Below are 16322 nucleotides of genomic sequence, written 5' to 3'. Positions count from 1 at the left end.
GCCGGATTCTTCCTCAGCTTCGACCTGAAGTTCGCGATCATCCTCGACAAGCTGCCCAACCTCGTTGGCCTGAAGCTGGCGCCCAACGGCTTCCTGCAAGGCGCAACGCTGACCCTGTTTCTCTGCGCCTGCTCGATCATCGCCTCGTCGCTGCTCGGCTTCATCACCGCGCTGGCACGCCTGTCGAACAGCGCCGTGGCGTTTGGCATCGCCAGTTTCTACACCTCGTTCTTTCGTGGCACGCCACTGCTGATCCAGATCCTGCTGATCTACCTCGGCCTGCCGCAACTGGGCATCGTCCCCGGCGCCATCGTCGCCGGCATCATTGCCCTGTCGCTGAATTACGGCGCCTACCTGAGCGAAATCTTCCGCGCCGGCATCCTCGGCGTCGATCACGGCCAACGCGAAGCATCCCTGGCGCTTGGCCTGCGCGAAAGCGTGATCTTCTGGCGCATCACCCTGCCCCAGGCCATGCGCACAATCATTCCGCCGACCACCAACCAGTTCATCTCGATGCTCAAGGACTCGTCGCTGATCTCGGTGATGGGTGTCTGGGAAGTGATGTTTCTCGCCCAGTCCTACGGGCGCTCAAGCTATCGCTACATCGAGATGCTCACCACGGCGGCGATCATCTACTGGCTGATGTCGATCGGGCTGGAGCTGATTCAGGCAAGGATGGAGCGGCATTACGGCAAGGCGTATGTGCGGCGTGGCTGAAGGGTATTCAAACGGTGTCCCGGCGGATTCGCACAACGCCCATTTTCATGCCGAATGGGCGGAACACCGCGTTCAGCGACTTCAGTGTCTGATTGCCTTCGCCATGTTCGATATGCACCAGCGTGCGCACTGAAATCTTGCACATCTTCGCGAACTGAGTCTGATGCAGACCGGTGACTTCGACCCGTAAACGGCGCACGGCGTCACCGATTTCCAGAGTGCCTTCGGCCAGTGATTGCTGAATGCTTTCGATGAGCGCCGTGCGCTCGAGGACGGTCAGACTCATTGCAGGTCCCACTCTTTCAAACGTTGCTCGAGGTTTTTCAGGTGAACGCTCGGGTGATTCATGGTTCTGGCGGGCAAACCGCTGGCCGCAAGAATATCCGGCAGTGCGGCCAGACGGCGGGCATCCGCGCGCAGGCCTTCGAACAGCGCCGAGGCATCCAGCCCCGCCAACGAATCGTGCGGATCTGCGCTATCGGCCAATACGCGGCAGACACCTCGCCAATCGACATCTCCCGCCCGCTCCAACTCTCTTGGCCATTTGGTCGTACGAGTCACGCCTTCGTCATCCATGACCATCGGGGCGAGGTCATAAATCGGCGCGAGCTGGAAAGCGTTCTCTTGACGGATGATCGCCGTGTTACGACCGTGGTTATCGGAGTTTCCGAGGATTTTATTGATCAGGTCGCGACGCAGATAATCGGCGACGAGGCCGGGAATCTGGCTGGCCTGACCCGCTTTGCGCCAGAGCCCGGCGAGCATGCGGATCACTTCCAGATGATTCATGGCGCTGCCTGGCGTCGTCACTTCAGCCAGCGAATAAATCGATTCGACGGCAAAACGCGACACCGCCCCATCTTTCACTTGTCGATCAAAACGCCGCATCCACAAACTCGGTTTGTTCGCCTCTTCCAAGGCCAGGCCTTCTGCCGCGACCGTTTCGATGCCCAATGTCTGCAGCGCTTTGTAGTAATGGAATTCGCTGCGCAGGATGTCCTGGTCGGTCTGCCCTCCCCTGTTTCTGGCGAATTTCACGAACCAGTGCTGTCGCACTTCTTCATCGTCCAATACCGCATCGGGATACAGAAGCCCGGCGCTGTTCTCTGCCAGTAATAGCTTCGGAGCTTCACCACCTGCCCCCGTCGCGCCACCAATGGCCGCGCCCAGCTCGTAGGCATATTCAAGAAAGCGGTTGTCGCGGCTAATGACCTCCTCGCGCTTGAATCCGATCGGCTTCCTCTCATCAACTGCTTCCGCCGATTCCTTTATTCGCATGTTGCCAATGGGAGCCGGTGTACTGCGACCCAGCAGAAACAGATCGGCGCTGATCTCGGCGGGTCTTTCCTGACCCAGGCGGGCGAGCAGAAACCGCTTGGCTGCGCCTGCCGGTGCGATGTCGTGGACAAAGGCTGGTGTCTTCGCGCGCCGACCTTCCCAATCCAGCGGATACAGGGCACTCACGGCTTGGGAAAAAGGCGACCCGATCAACTCAATGTTTTCCACCAGATAGTCCGCTTCATAGCCAAAACTGCAGCGGCTTTCGAAGCCTTTTTCCGGATCATCGAAGTCAAGAATCATCGCATCGTGCCATTGCCCGGCGGTGAAGATCTGGAGTGTCAGGTTATACATGTTGATTCCGTATGCATTTAAATGCAGCTCAACGAGAAAAAACTTTCAATACATGCAATATAGTGCATTCGCGGAGTTTCAGTTGGAGGATATCTGCAACAAAATGCAGTTCTATCTTAGCCATTGGCAAGGTGCGTGCAAAATAATGCAGGTAAGCGCCTGACCTCCTTCCGATAAGAATGCGCCAACAGTACCAAGCCGTAGGAAAAAGAACCGGCGATGCTGCGTAAAAGCTCTGTTTGCGAAATCCCGTGAGGATTTTCGACAGAACGATCCGACGTAGCCTGCACAGCATCAGGAACCGACCGACAGCGTTTTTTTCAAGGCAGCAATAGAGTTGAGCCTCTCATACAAGGAGGTTGAACTTGATGCCTGCCCTACACAAATACCGTCCCCATCACCTCGCTCTGGCGATCGCGCTGACGATCGGATCTGCCGAGGCGTCCATCGAACAGCAACCTGACGTCCAGGTTTCTGCAGAGATCAGCGAAGACAAAACCGCCAAGCCTCGAAAGAAGAAAACACCCGCGCCGAAAGCGGATCCTGATGACTTGTTTGCGATCAAGGAATTCATCGGCCCGCTGGAGCACACTTTTCCGTCGCCCGGGCAGGCCTCTGAAGCGCCTTCGGTCGATGCCATACGCGCGACGGTTGCGATCGAGGATTTCAGTCCGGCTTTTTATGAAGGGTTGGAGTTTCCGGAGTTCGTGGTGGAGGAAACCGGCGATGAGGAATTCGATCTCGTCGACCCGTTTGAACGCGACATGTTGGCGGTCACTACGCAGCGCTCTTTTGTCTCGAGCCCGCTCGAGAATGTCGGCGGCGTATCCCTGCAACTGGGCCATGGAGATGACTTGCTGGTGATCAATAAGGGCGCCCGTTGGGACGGTCTACTGGACGGCGGCGAAGGTGCGAACGGGCTGTTGTTCAATGCTGCGGAGGGCGGCGAGATCGGCAAAACACGCAATTTCTCGGCCATGCGAATCGCACGTGGGCAGTGGACCCTGCGTCACGCTTTCGAGGGTGATGCCGACGTCAAAGCGGACGCAGTGCTGCTCAACTACGCATCGATCAATGGTGTCGATGTCGACCCGGGAGCGGTGTTTGGCGGTTATGGACACGTGACGGGGCTGTATGTTGCAGGAACACTGCTTGCCAGCCAGCAACACGGCTCTCCCAATATCAAGGGCAATCTGACGCTCCATCAGGACGCGGTGTTTTCTTACGCCGTATCTGCCGACCGCGGATCAGATCCCGTGCATGTTCAGGGCACCGCTAGCCTGGGAGGTGCGCGTGTCGAGATTTACGGCGTACCGGGCGACTACGCTCGTATCAATGAGTACCGGCTGCTGTCTGCAAACGTCATTGATGGCGAGTTCGGAGAGGTCACCACCAATCTGGCCTACATGAAGCCCACGCTTTCCTATGAGCCAAACGCCGTGAAGCTGCACTACGTGCGCAACGCTGTAGGGTTCGAAGACCTGGCCCAAACGCGCAGTGGTCGTTCGATTGCGCAGAGCATGGATAATCGAGGGGCTTCCACTCGAGCTTTCGATATCGGCACCAACAGGGCCGTCGCCGCACTGCTGACCAGCGATAAAACCACCGCGCCCATCGCCCTCGATCAACTTGCCGCAGGCAGCAATGCCAACCTTGTCAAAGCCACTTTGAGCAGTGTCACGCCGGTCAGTGCGAGCATGCTCTCGGCGATGCGGCAACTGGACAAGCATTCCGGCTCGACCTACGGCTCGCGCGGTTCACCGCGTCAGGCCGCAGGCAACGAAGACTCTGGGCGGGTGTGGATTCAGGCGTTGGGCCTCGGCGGCAAGGTTGATCGCGACGCTGACGGTATCCTCCAACATGCCACGCAAGGTCTGGTAATGGGCGCTGACTGGCGACTCGACGAGCACTGGCATGTCGGCCTGCTCGGCGGTAAATCGCAGACCAAACTCGATGCCCGCCAGTACGACGGCGACCTCGACAGCTGGCACTTGGGCGCCTACGCTGTGCGCCAGCACGGTCCGCTGTCGTTGCGTCTCGGCGTCACCTACGCCAGCCATGACGGCAGCAGCACACGACGGGTCGCGTTCAAGGGTTTCAACGATCGCCTGAAGGGCAACTACGACGCCAATACTCAACAGGCATTCGTTGAAGCCGGGTTCGATTTGGGCCGGGATAGCGTAACCCTCGAGCCCTTCGCCAGCCTCGGCTACCAGCGTTATCAACGCGACAGCTACAACGAAAAGGGCGGCGATGCGGCACTGAAAGTCTTCGGGCAGACTCGCGACAACTTCAGCAGCACCTTTGGCCTGCGGCTTGCGCAGATCAATACGCTGGATAACGGCATGCATTTGACCCCGCGCTTGAGCGCAGGCTGGAAACATACCTTCGGCGAGGTCGACAGCGACACCCGCCAGCAACTGCGCAAGGGCGGCAAGCGCTTTGAAGTGACCGGCGCGGCGCTGGATCGGAACAGTCTGTCGCTGGATGCGGGGCTCGATCTTGGTCTTTCGGCGGTGCACACACTGGGCGTGGGCTTAACGGGTGAGCTGGGCAATGACAGCCGAACGTACGGCGTAGCGGGACAATGGCGCATGGCGTTCTGACGGGCTGAACACCACTCCTGTGGGAGCGAGCCTGCTCGCGAAAGCGGTGGAACACTCGAAGATGATGTTGGCTGACTCGACGCATTCGCGAGCAGGCTCGCTCCCACATGTGATCCCTGGCAATGACCTGACAAGGTCGAAAATCACAGGTAAAAAAAAGGGGAGCACATGCTCCCCCGAGGTTTAAAGCGTTGGATCGCGACTGTTATCTCAGCCTTCGATCTCGATGAGGATTTCGCCCGGGTTGACCCGGTCGCCCTTGGCCACATGAATCGCGGTGACCTTGCCGGCAATGGCGGCCTGGACTTCGGTTTCCATCTTCATCGCTTCGGTGATCAGTACCGCCTGGCCAGCCTTGACGCTGTCGCCCTCCTTGACCAGCACATCGACGATGTTGCCGGGCATGGTGGTGCTCACGTGGCCTGGTGCCGAGGCCTGTTTGCGTTTGCTGCTGCCGCCGCCAACGAATTCGTTGAGCGGTTCGAACACCACTTCTTCCGGCATGCCGTCGATGGACAGATAGAAGTGGCGCTTGCCTTCAGCCTTGACGCCGACACCGGTGATGTCGACGCGATAGGTTTCGCCGTGGACGTCGATGACGAACTCGGTCGGCACGCCTTCGCCGCCCGCCGAAGCAACGGCGCCCGCTTCCGGGATTGGCAACAGCACTTCCGGCGTGAGGGTGCCGGCGGCACGCTCCTCGAGGAACTTGCGGCCGATGTCCGGGAACATGGCGAAGGTCAGTACATCTTCTTCGGACTTGGCCAGTGCGCCGATATCGGCACGCAACTTGGTCATTTCCGGCTTGAGCAGATCGGCCGGGCGCACGTCGATGACGTCTTCGCTGCCGATCGCCTGACGCCGCAGTTTTTCATTGACCACGCCCGGTGCCTTGCCGTAGCCGCCCTGCAGATACAGCTTCACTTCGTTGGTGATGGTCTTGTAGCGTTCGCCGGCCAGTACGTTGAAAAATGCCTGGGTGCCGACGATTTGCGAGGTTGGGGTCACCAGCGGCGGGAAGCCGAGGTCTTCACGCACGCGCGGGATTTCTGCGAGCACTTCGCTCATGCGGTTCAGAGCGCCCTGCTCTTTCAACTGGTTGGCGAGGTTGGAAATCATCCCGCCCGGCACCTGGTTGACCTGCACACGGGTGTCGACGGCGGTGAATTCGCTTTCGAACTGGTGGTACTTCTTGCGCACGGCGTAGAAATACAGGCCGATTTCCTGGAGCAGTTCCAGATTCAGGCCGGTGTCGTACTCGGTGCCTTTGAGCGCGGCAACCATCGACTCGGTGCCCGGGTGGCTGGTGCCCGAGGCGAAGCTGGAGATTGCGGTGTCGATATGATCGGCACCGTTTTCGATCGCCTTGAGCTGGCACATGGCGGCCAGGCCAGCAGTATCGTGCGAGTGGATGAACACCGGCAGCGACTGCTCGGCTTTCAACGCGCGAACCAGTTCACCAGTGGCGTACGGGGTCAGCAGACCGGCCATATCCTTGATCGCCACCGAGTCGCAACCCATGGACTCCATTTGCTTGGCCTGGGTGACGAAAGCATCGATGGTGTGCACCGGACTGGTGGTATAGGCGATGGTGCCCTGTGCGTGTTTGCCGGCAGCCTTCACCGCTTCGATGGCCACGCGCAGGTTACGCACATCGTTCATCGCATCGAAAATGCGGAACACGTCGATGCCGTTCACCGCTGCTTTGGCGACGAAAGCTTTGACCACGTCGTCGCTGTAATGGCGATAGCCGAGCAGATTCTGCCCGCGCAGGAGCATTTGCAGACGGGTGTTGGGCAGTGCGGCGCGCAGTTGGCGCAGGCGCTCCCACGGGTCTTCCTTGAGGAACCGCACGCAGGCGTCGAACGTCGCGCCGCCCCAGCATTCCAGCGACCAGTAGCCGACCTTGTCGAGCTTGTCGCAGATCGGCAGCATGTCTTCGGTGCGCATGCGGGTGGCGAGCAGCGATTGGTGAGCGTCGCGCAGGATGGTGTCGGTAACGAAGATCTTCTTAGTCATTGGTATCTCCTCATAGCGGCAAGCTTCAAGCTACGAGCTGCAAGAAAAAGCCAATCTGCTTTTACTTGCCGCTTGCAGCTGAAAGCTCGCAGCTGCTTCATTCATAGGCCTGCGTGGGCGGCGATGGCGGCGGCGATGGCCAGGGCCAGCTCTTCGGGTTTGCGCTTGATCGAGTAGTTGGTCAGTTCCGGGTGGCTTTCAACGAAGCTGGTATTGAACTGGCCGCTACGGAATTCCGGGTTGCGCAGGATTTCCTGGTAGTAGGCGGCGGTGGTCTTCACGCCTTGCAGACGCATGTCGTCCAGCGCCCGCAGACCACGGTCCATCGCCTCTTCCCAAGTCAGCGCCCAAACCACCAGTTTCAGGCACATCGAGTCGTAGAACGGCGGAATGGTGTAGCCGGTGTAGATCGCCGTGTCGGTGCGCACGCCCGGGCCGCCGGGGGCGTAGTAACGGGTAATTTTGCCGAAGCTCGGCAGGAAGTTGTTCTTCGGGTCTTCGGCGTTGATACGGAACTGCAACGCAAAGCCACGGTGCTGGATGTCTTCCTGCTTTACCGAAAGTGGCAGGCCGGAAGCGATGCGAATCTGTTCGCGGACGATGTCGATGCCGGTGATTTCTTCGGTGATGGTGTGTTCCACCTGCACCCGCGTGTTCATTTCCATGAAGTACACCTCGCCCTCGGCGAGCAGGAACTCCACGGTGCCGGCATTCTCGTAACCCACTGCCTTGGCCGCACGCACCGACAGGTCGCCGATGTAGGCGCGTTGTTCCGGGGTCAGCTGCGGGCTGGGCGCGATCTCGATCAGCTTCTGGTTGCGGCGCTGGATCGAGCAGTCACGCTCGAACAGGTGCACGACGTTGCCGAAGCTGTCGCCAAGGATCTGCGCTTCGATGTGCTTGGGATTGACGATGCATTTTTCCAGGAACACTTCCGCCGAACCGAACGCCTTGGTGGCTTCGGAGATGACCCGGGGGAAGTTCTGTTCGAGTTCTTCGCGGCTGTTGCAGCGACGGATACCGCGACCGCCACCACCGGAGGTGGCCTTGAGCATTACCGGGTAACCGATGCGGTCGCCCTCAACCAAGGCTTCTTCGATGCCGGAGACGTTGCCCTCGGTGCCGGGTGTCACCGGTACGCCGGCCTTGATCATGCTGCGCCGCGCTTCGGTCTTGTCGCCCATGCGCCGGATGACTTCCGCCGACGGGCCGATGAATTTGATGCCGCGCTCAGCGCAGATTTCCGCCAGCTCGGCGTTTTCCGACAGGAAACCGTAGCCGGGGTGCAGCGCATCGCAGCCGGTTTCCACGGCCAGGTTCACCAGCTTGCGCGGGTTCAGGTAGCCGGCCAGTGGCTCGGCACCCACGCTGTGGGCCTCGTCCGCACGCTTCACATGCAAGGCATGGCGATCGGCGTCGGAGAAAATCGCAACCGAGCGAATGCCCATTTCGGCGCAGGCTCGTACGATGCGTACGGCAATCTCACCACGGTTGGCGATCAGGATCTTTTTTATCACTTGGAAATTCCCTTGAGCCGGTGGCACCACGACCTGCTGGAGCCAGGTCGACGCGTGACCAAATGTTTCAATTCAGTCGCAGGTCCACACTAGCGCTGCTGAGGGATTAACAAAAATGAATAAAAATTGGGTCATGCATAAGTAAACACTTATAGTCGGAACATCCGTGTTCCGTGAGAGCCTGAATAAAATGCGTAAGTCATTGATGCGTATGACATTGCGTCAGTTGCAGATCTTCAATGAGGTGTGTGATTTACGTTCCTACAGCCGCGCCGCCGAGGAAATGTCCCTCACACAACCGGCCGTGAGCCTACAGATTCGTCAGCTTGAAGAGCTGATCGGCCAGCCGCTGTTCGACTATGTCGGCAAAAAACTCTACATGACCGAGGCGGCCGAAGCCCTTCAACGTGCCAGTCGCGACATTTTCGGGCGCCTGGAAAACCTCGATATGCAACTGTCGGACATGCAGGGTTCGCTGCAGGGTCAGCTGAAACTGGCAGTGGAATCAAGCGCCAAATATTTCGTGCCGCATCTGTTTGCTGCGTTCAAGCGCCAGCATCCGGAAGTCAATTTGCAGCTGACCGTGGTCAACCGTGGCCAGGTCATCCGCCGCCTCTCGGACAACCGCGATGATCTGGTGATCATGTCGATGGTGCCGCAGGACATGGGCCTGGAATTTCTGCCGTTTCTCAACAATCCGATTGTCGCTGTGGCGCGTCCGGATCACCCGCTGGCGCACATGGGCCCGTTGCGCTTGCAGGATCTGGAGCCGTATACGCTGCTGATCCGCGAGCCGGGTTCTGGCACGCGTCTGGCCTGCGAGGAATACTTCAAGGAAAAGCGCGTGCATTTCACCCAGACCCAGGAAGTAGCGTCCGCCGAAGCCCAGCGCGAATGCGTGGTGGCGGGTCTGGGCCTGGCGCTGTTGACGCGCCACGCCCTGAACCTGGAGCTGGCGACCGGCGGCCTGGTCGAGCTGCCGGTCGAAGAGTTGCCGCTGCTGCGCAGCTGGTGCCTGGTGCAGGCCAAAGCCAAGCGGCTGTCACCGGTGGCGCACGCCTTCCTGGCGTTTATCCGCAGCGAGCGGGCGCAGATTATTGCGTTGGTTGAGCGTTTCGACGGGAAGCTGCGGGCGTCGCCTGCCAGTGAGTGATCTCGGGAAAATCGCCGATCTCGGCCTGAAGCTGGCGAAGTTCGAAGCGATCCTCGATGGCGCGGCGAAATTCCATGCGGCGCTGATCTTCCTGCTGACGACGGGTTTTCGCGGCGCTGTTGCGTTCTTCGTAGGGCTGAGCCATTTCGAGTCTCCCAGGGCGAGTACGGGAGTTTTACGATAGGCGTGGAGGATGACGGTTTGGCTGCGTCAGGGTTACAGACTGATGAAAATTTCAAATGTGCGGTGTTTGCAGGTGCGCCTTCGCGAGCAGGCTCGCTCCCACATTTTGATCTCCGGCAGACACAGAATTTGTGTTTACAGCAGAACTCTGTGGGAGCGAGCCTGCTCGCGAAGAGGTCGGCAGACCTTGGACTTAGTCGTCCAGCGCTTTCACGGCCTTGGGCGACAAGCGCAGACTGCGCAAGCTGCGCTTCACGCTCTTGAGGTGATTGACCAGGCTCGGCCCGCGCGCCATGGCTACGCCCATCGCCAGCACGTCGATCACCACCAGGTGGGCGATTCGCGAGGTCAGCGGCGTATAGATCTCGGTGTCTTCATGCACATCGATCGCCAGATTGACGGTCGACAGTTCGGCCAACGGCGTCTGGCTCGGGCACAGAGTGATCAACGACGCCCCGCTCTCGCGAACGAGGTTAGCGGTGATCAGCAAATCCTTGGAGCGCCCTGACTGGGAAATACAGATCGCCACATCGGTGGGCTTCAGCGTCACAGCCGACATCGCCTGCATGTGCGGATCGGAATATGCCGCCGCGGTCAGCAGCAAACGGAAGAACTTGTGCTGTGCATCCGCGGCCACCGCACCAGACGCACCGAAGCCGTAGAACTCGACACGCTGCGCCTGGGACATCAGCGTCACCGCGCGCTGCAGCTCCACCGGATCGAGCTTCTCGCGCACTTCCATCAAGGTGTGCAGCGTGGTGTCGAAAATCTTCAGGCTGTAGTCGGCGACGGAGTCGTCTTCGTGGATTGCGAACTGGCCGAAGCTGGCGCCGGCGGCCAGGCTTTGCGCCAGTTTCAGCTTGAGGTCCTGAAAGCCGGAACAACCGATCGCGCGGCAGAAACGCACGATGGTCGGCTCGCTGATGCCGACGCTGTGAGCCAGGTCGGCCATGGAACTGTGCATCACTGCCGCAGGGTCAAGCAGCACGTGGTCGGCGACCTTGAGCTCCGACTTGCGTAACAGGTGACGTGACTGGGCGATGTGTTGCAGCAGATTCAAGGGGCTGGACTCTTCTTGTGGGCAAGGATGTAGCAAGCTTGTAGTTATACTACATGAATGGGCATTTTGCCTGCTCAATGCGTAACTCGATGTCCCGGCGTCAGGCACGCTGAGGAGCATGTAGCCCTTACTGCGGATTTTTCTGATCACGCAAAAGCCCGGCCAGACAAGCAGCGTCTACCGGCCGGCTGATCAGATAACCCTGCACTTCGTCGCAGTGTTCGGCGCGCAGAAATGCCAGTTGATCCTCACGCTCGACACCCTCCGCCACTACTTTCAGCGCCAGTCCGTGGGCCATGGCGATGATCGCGCGAGTGATCGCCGCGTCCGCACTGCCCTCGCTCAAGCCGCGAATGAATGCCTGATCGATTTTCACGTAGTCCACCGGGATGCGCTTGAGATAACTCAACGAGGAATAACCGGTGCCGAAATCATCGATCGCCAATTTCACCCCCAGATCGCGCAACTGCTGGAACGTCGAAATGATGTGTTCGACGCTGTCGAGCAAATGGCTTTCGGTCAATTCGAGCTCAAGGCAGTGCGGCGCCAGCCCGGTTTCTTCCAGCACCTGCCGCACCAGACTGACCAGCTTGCCCTGGCGCAGCTGATGCACCGACAGGTTCACCGACACGCGGATCGGCGCCAGGCCCTGGCGCTGCCATTCGCACGCTTGCCAGCACGCCTGACGCAAAACGAATTCGCCGATCGGACCGATCAGACCGGTCTCTTCGGCCAGGCCAATGAAATCCGCAGGCGGCACCTGGCCCATGCTCGGATGATCCCAGCGCACCAGGGCTTCAGCGGCATTCAGGCGACCGGTTTGCAGGCACAGTTTCGGTTGGTAGAACACCGTCAGTTGCTGTTGTTCAATGGCTCGGCGCAAGTGGTTTTCCAGCTGCAAACGCTCGAGGGTGCTGGCCTGAAGGCTATCGGTGTAGAACTGGAAGTTGTTGCCGCCCAGATGCTTGGCATGTTGCATGGCCATGTTCGACTGGCTGACCAGCGCCGAGATTTCCCGCGCATTGTCGGGCAACAGACTGATGCCCATCGAAGCGCTGACTACCAATTCATGCCCGTCGACGCTCAGCGGCAAACGCAGCTTGGCCGACAGCCGCGTCGCTACCCGTGCCAGGCTCGACAGATTGCCGTAGGCATCGAACAGCACGGCAAACTCGTCACCGGACAAGCGCGCAATGGTGTCGGCTTCCGGCAAGGCATTGACCAGCCGCCGGGCCATTTTCTGCAGCAACTGATCTGCGACTTCATGGCCGAGGCTGTCATTGAGCAATTTGAAGCGATCGAGATTGATGTGCAGCAACGCCAGACTGCGGCGCCCGCCCTGGCGCACCCGCTGATGGGCTTCGTGCAGACGCTCGCGGAACAGTGAACGGTTCGCCAGACCCGTGAGCTCGTCGTAATGGGTCAGATAGCGCAGGCGTTCTTCCGAGGCCCGCCGCGCCGAGAGATCGGCGAAGAAGCCGACGATGTGGCTGACATTGCCACGATTGTCACGCACGGCATTGAGTTGCAGCCATTGCGGATACAGCTCGCCGTTCTTGCGCGTCTCCACCAGCTCGCCCTGCCAGCTCCCATGCTGCTCCAGCGCATGACGGATCGTCACGTAGTGACGACGGGCATCGCGGCTGCACGGCAACTCTACGACGTTGCGCCCGAGCATGTCGTCGATCTCGTAACCGGTAACCCGGCTGAACGCTTGGTTGATCGCAATCAGCGCGTAGTCCGGGTCGAGAATCACGATGCCTTCGCTGGCCGCTTCGAACACCGTCGCCGCCAGCCGCTGCTGTTCTTCGAGGCTTTTGCTGGCGCTGATATCGCGGCGGGTGCCGACCATGCGGATCACTCGGCCGCTGGCGCTGCGCTCCACGGCGCGGCCACGGTCCTCGATCCACACCCAGTGGCCATCGCCATGGCGCAGGCGATATTCGACCTGATAATCCTCGGTGCGCCCCTTCAGATGCTCGACCAGGGCGAACTTGAGTGACGGCACATCTTCAGGATGCAGTCGCGGCTTGAGGTCGCGCAGCAGCGCCGTGACGTATTCCGGGGCGAGGCCGAACAGTTCCTGAATCTGTGTGTGATGGACTTCGTCGGTCTGCAGGTTCCAGTCCCACAATCCGAGCTCACTGGCCTTGAGCGCCAGCGCCAGGCGCGCTTCGCTTTTGCTCAGGGCCTGATTGGCCGCGTCCAGTTCGCGGCTGCGCTGGGCCACGCGATCTTCGAGGTCGACCTGCGCTTCACGCAATTGCGCTTCGGCACAGCGGCGCTGTTCGATCTCTTTACCAAGCTCCTGATTGAGTTGTTCGCTGCGCGTTTGCGCTTGCTGCAAATGCTCGATCAGGTGCTGATTCTGGAAGCGCCGCAGCAATCCGCGGTCAATCAGCCGATTGACCTGCCACGCCACCACACTCAGCGAGCCGAGCAGGATCAAGCCCAGCCAGCCCCAGCCTCGTGCCTGATCGTCGCCGCCCCAGAACAGGTAGCCGATCGCTGGCAGCAGGCACGGCAAGGTAAACGAGAGGAACGCCGGCAGGCTCACCGCGTAGGCGACGCTGGCCGACAGCGTTGCCGCGCCGATCAGGCCGAACACCCAGGCTTGCTGCATGAAGTTGTCAGCGGGAACGAGCGCAATGCCGGCACCGGCGAGGGTCAGGCCGGTCATGGTCGAACCGAGCAGGAACATGCGGAACCAGATCGGCTGGGCCTGGCGATCGGGAATCGCCGAATCGAACGCGGCTACCTGAATCACCCGCAGCGCGACCAGCGACAGCAGCCACACCAGCCAGACGCTGACCACGAAGTAGCGCTGCGGGCTCCAGAGCAAAGCGGCGCAGACCAGACCATTGATCAACATGAACAGCGTGGGCAACAACGAGCCCTGATACAGCAGACGCGTGCGCTCCACCGCCATTTCGACGGCATAGTGCTTGCGGATCACCCGGGGGTCCATGGAGGGCCCCGACAGTTCGGCGCTGAGGATCATGGGCAACGTTCTTGTTCTTATAAGGAGGGCGTGCGCCCGAAACGTGGACGGAGCATACACAAGCCGATCCCGTTGCCAAACTGCTGCGGATCACAATTTCGGGTAAATTTTCCGCCGCTTGCGCACCGCTGCAACGCCTCAGGCGAGACGGGCCGAAGCCTGCAGCCAGTGACCGACCGGTCGTCATCGGCAGCACTTTCATCGGCTAATGCAACGCACGGTTTGCCCGGGCCTGCGGCGCACCCTAGAATGCCCCGATGCGCGATGATCTCTCCCTTCTGCTGAACTCCCTCAACGATGCCCAACGCCAGGCCGTAGCAGCCCCCGTTGGCCGTCAGTTGGTCCTGGCCGGCGCCGGTTCCGGTAAAACCCGAGTGCTGGTGCACCGTATCGCCTGGTTGATCCAGGTCGAAAACGCCTCGCCTCACTCCATCCTGTCGGTGACCTTCACCAACAAGGCCGCTGCCGAGATGCGCCATCGCATCGAGCAGTTGCTGGGCATCAACCCGGCCGGCATGTGGGTCGGCACCTTCCACGGCCTCGCGCACCGCTTGCTGCGGGCGCACTGGCAGGAAGCGGGCCTGAGCCAGACCTTCCAGATTCTCGACAGCGATGACCAGCAGCGTCTGGTCAAGCGGGTGATCCGCGAGCTGGGCCTGGACGAGCAGCGCTGGCCGGCGCGTCAGGCGCAGTGGTTCATCAACGGCCAGAAAGACGAAGGTCTGCGGCCGCAACACATTCAGGCCAGCGGCGACCTGTTCCTGGCCACCATGCGCGGCATCTACGAAGCCTACGAGGCAGCGTGCCTGCGGGCCGGCGTGATCGATTTCTCCGAACTGCTGCTGCGCGCCCTCGATCTGTGGCGCGATCACCCCGGCCTGCTGGCGCACTACCAAAAGCGCTTCCGGCATATTCTGGTCGACGAATTCCAGGACACCAACGCCGTGCAGTACGCCTGGTTGCGCCTGCTCGGCAAGGGCGGCGACAGCCTGATGGTGGTCGGCGACGACGACCAGTCGATTTACGGCTGGCGCGGGGCGAAGATCGAGAACATCCATCAGTACTCTTCCGACTTCCCGGACTCCGAGACGATTCGACTGGAGCAGAACTACCGCTCCACCGCCGGCATCCTCAAAGCCGCCAACGCGCTGATCGCCAACAACACCGGGCGTCTCGGTAAGGAGCTGTGGACCGACGGTGGCGACGGCGAAGCGATCAATCTGTACGCCGCGTTCAACGAGCACGACGAAGCGCGTTACGTGGTGGAAACCATCGAAAGCGCTTTGAAAACCGGTCTGGCCCGTAGCGATATCGCCATTCTGTACCGCTCCAACGCCCAGTCGCGGGTGCTCGAAGAAGCCCTGCTGCGCGAGCGCATCCCGTACCGCATCTATGGCGGGCAGCGCTTCTTCGAACGCGCAGAAATCAAGAACGCCATGGCCTACCTGCGCTTGCTTGAAGGTCGCGGCAACGATGCGGCGCTGGAACGGGTGATCAACGTGCCGGCCCGGGGCATCGGCGAGAAAACCGTCGAAGCGATTCGCGAACATGCGCGACACAGCGACGTGTCGATGTGGGAAGCGATGCGCCAGCTGGTGGCGAATAAAGGCCTGACCGGTCGCGCCGCGAGTGCGCTCGGTGCGTTTATCGAGCTGATCGAGAACCTCGCCGCCAAGTGCGCCGAGATGCCGCTGCACCTGATGACGCAAACCGTCATCGAGCAGTCCGGCCTGATCGCTTATCACGAAGCGGAAAAAGGTGAGAAAGGCCAGGCCCGGGTAGAAAACCTTGAGGAACTGGTCAGCGCCGCACGCAACTTCGAGAACACCGAAGAGGACGAAGAACTGACGCCACTGGCGGCGTTCCTCGGCCACGCATCGCTGGAGGCCGGCGACACTCAGGCCGACGAGCACGAAGACAGCGTGCAACTGATGACCCTGCACAGCGCCAAAGGTCTGGAATTTCCTTACGTGTTCCTGGTGGGCATGGAAGAAGGCCTGTTCCCGCACAAGATGAGCCTGGAAGAACCGGGGCGTCTTGAAGAAGAACGACGTCTGGCTTACGTCGGTATCACCCGGGCGATGCAGAATCTGGTCATGACCTATGCCGAAACCCGGCGCCTGTACGGCAGCGAAACCTACAACAAGGTGTCGCGTTTCGTCCGCGAAGTGCCGAAAGGCCTGATTCAGGAAGTGCGTCTGTCCAACAGCGTCAGCCGACCGTTCGGCGGCAACCAGTCGATGAGCGGCAGCAATCTGTTCAGCGGCAGCGAGATTCCGGAAACCGGTTTTGTGCTCGGTCAGGCCGTACGTCACTCGATCTTCGGCGAGGGCGTGATCCTCAACTTCGAAGGCTCCGGCGCCCAAGCCCGGGTGCAGGTGAACTTCAGCGAAGGCAGCAAGTGGCTGATGCTCGGCTATGCCAAGCTGGAAGC

11 protein-coding genes are annotated in these 16322 nt (G+C 60.4%); 4 read left to right on the top strand and 7 right to left on the bottom strand.

What is annotated here, in order from left to right; translation table 11 throughout:
- On the top strand, positions 1-717 hold a 717-nt coding region (locus D6877_RS16625; RefSeq protein ID WP_130911495.1), incomplete at its 5' end, for an amino acid ABC transporter permease.
- A 7-nt stretch (positions 718-724) separates the two neighbouring features.
- Here D6877_RS16625 and D6877_RS16620 read toward each other — a convergent pair.
- Both D6877_RS16620 and D6877_RS16615 read right to left on the bottom strand, forming a co-directional pair.
- Complete coding sequence (locus D6877_RS16620) at positions 725-1003, bottom strand: helix-turn-helix transcriptional regulator (protein WP_024014849.1); 279 nt, start codon at positions 1001-1003, stop codon at positions 725-727.
- The gene (locus tag D6877_RS16615; RefSeq protein WP_130911481.1) at positions 1000-2349 is read right to left on the bottom strand and encodes a HipA domain-containing protein; all 1350 of its coding nucleotides are present in this window, start codon (positions 2347-2349) and stop codon (positions 1000-1002) included. Before D6877_RS16615 ends, D6877_RS16620 begins: the two co-directional genes overlap by 4 nt.
- Before the next feature lie 368 nt (positions 2350-2717).
- Between D6877_RS16615 and D6877_RS16610 the strand changes: the two genes are divergently transcribed.
- On the top strand, positions 2718-4955 hold the full coding sequence (locus D6877_RS16610; RefSeq protein WP_241662914.1) for an autotransporter outer membrane beta-barrel domain-containing protein: 2238 nt from the start codon (positions 2718-2720) through the stop codon (positions 4953-4955).
- Between the two features lie 210 nt (positions 4956-5165).
- On the opposite strand, the gene oadA is transcribed toward D6877_RS16610, so the two are convergent.
- Positions 5166-6974, bottom strand: a complete 1809-nt coding sequence (gene oadA / locus D6877_RS16605) for a sodium-extruding oxaloacetate decarboxylase subunit alpha (RefSeq protein ID WP_130888962.1) — start codon at positions 6972-6974, stop codon at positions 5166-5168.
- A 101-nt stretch (positions 6975-7075) separates the two neighbouring features.
- Complete coding sequence (locus D6877_RS16600; protein ID WP_024014853.1) at positions 7076-8491, bottom strand: acetyl-CoA carboxylase biotin carboxylase subunit; 1416 nt, start codon at positions 8489-8491, stop codon at positions 7076-7078.
- Positions 8492-8681: 190 nt separating this feature from the next.
- Between D6877_RS16600 and D6877_RS16595 the strand changes: the two genes are divergently transcribed.
- Entirely contained in the window at positions 8682-9644 is a 963-nt protein-coding gene (locus D6877_RS16595) for a LysR family transcriptional regulator (protein WP_130911480.1), read from the top strand.
- Here the strand turns inward: D6877_RS16595 and D6877_RS16590 are convergent.
- The 3 genes from D6877_RS16590 to D6877_RS16575 form a co-directional block, all read right to left on the bottom strand.
- Positions 9586-9789: a hypothetical protein gene (locus D6877_RS16590; protein WP_081932351.1), complete on the bottom strand. Its 204-nt coding sequence runs from the start codon at positions 9787-9789 to the stop codon at positions 9586-9588. The two genes, D6877_RS16595 and D6877_RS16590, sit on opposite strands and share 59 nt — an antisense overlap.
- A 231-nt stretch (positions 9790-10020) precedes the next feature.
- The gene (gene hexR / locus D6877_RS16580; RefSeq protein ID WP_007962240.1) at positions 10021-10887 is read right to left on the bottom strand and encodes a transcriptional regulator HexR; all 867 of its coding nucleotides are present in this window, start codon (positions 10885-10887) and stop codon (positions 10021-10023) included.
- Positions 10888-11014: 127 nt separating this feature from the next.
- Positions 11015-13888 (bottom strand): GGDEF domain-containing phosphodiesterase, encoded by a 2874-nt coding sequence (locus D6877_RS16575; protein WP_130911479.1) that lies wholly within the window; start codon positions 13886-13888, stop codon positions 11015-11017.
- A 257-nt stretch (positions 13889-14145) separates the two neighbouring features.
- On the opposite strand from D6877_RS16575, the gene uvrD reads away from it, so the two are divergent.
- On the top strand, positions 14146-16322 hold a 2177-nt coding region (gene uvrD, locus D6877_RS16570; protein WP_130911493.1), incomplete at its 3' end, for a DNA helicase II.

This window comes from Pseudomonas sp. Sample_9 (assembly GCF_004307535.1).
Taxonomy (GTDB): Bacteria; Pseudomonadota; Gammaproteobacteria; order Pseudomonadales; family Pseudomonadaceae; genus Aquipseudomonas; species Aquipseudomonas mercuritolerans.
This window is presented reverse-complemented; position numbering and strand designations above follow the sequence as displayed.

Coding starts and splice junctions, on each gene's coding strand:
- D6877_RS16575 (WP_130911479.1), bottom strand. CDS start 13,888: ATGATCCTCAGCGCCGAACTGTCGGGGCCCTCCATGGACCCCCGGGTG.
- D6877_RS16620 (WP_024014849.1), bottom strand. CDS start 1,003: ATGAGTCTGACCGTCCTCGAGCGCACGGCGCTCATCGAAAGCATTCAG.
- D6877_RS16610 (WP_241662914.1), top strand. CDS start 2,718: ATGCCTGCCCTACACAAATACCGTCCCCATCACCTCGCTCTGGCGATC.
- oadA (WP_130888962.1), bottom strand. CDS start 6,974: ATGACTAAGAAGATCTTCGTTACCGACACCATCCTGCGCGACGCTCAC.
- D6877_RS16615 (WP_130911481.1), bottom strand. CDS start 2,349: ATGTATAACCTGACACTCCAGATCTTCACCGCCGGGCAATGGCACGAT.
- D6877_RS16590 (WP_081932351.1), bottom strand. CDS start 9,789: ATGGCTCAGCCCTACGAAGAACGCAACAGCGCCGCGAAAACCCGTCGT.
- D6877_RS16595 (WP_130911480.1), top strand. CDS start 8,682: ATGCGTAAGTCATTGATGCGTATGACATTGCGTCAGTTGCAGATCTTC.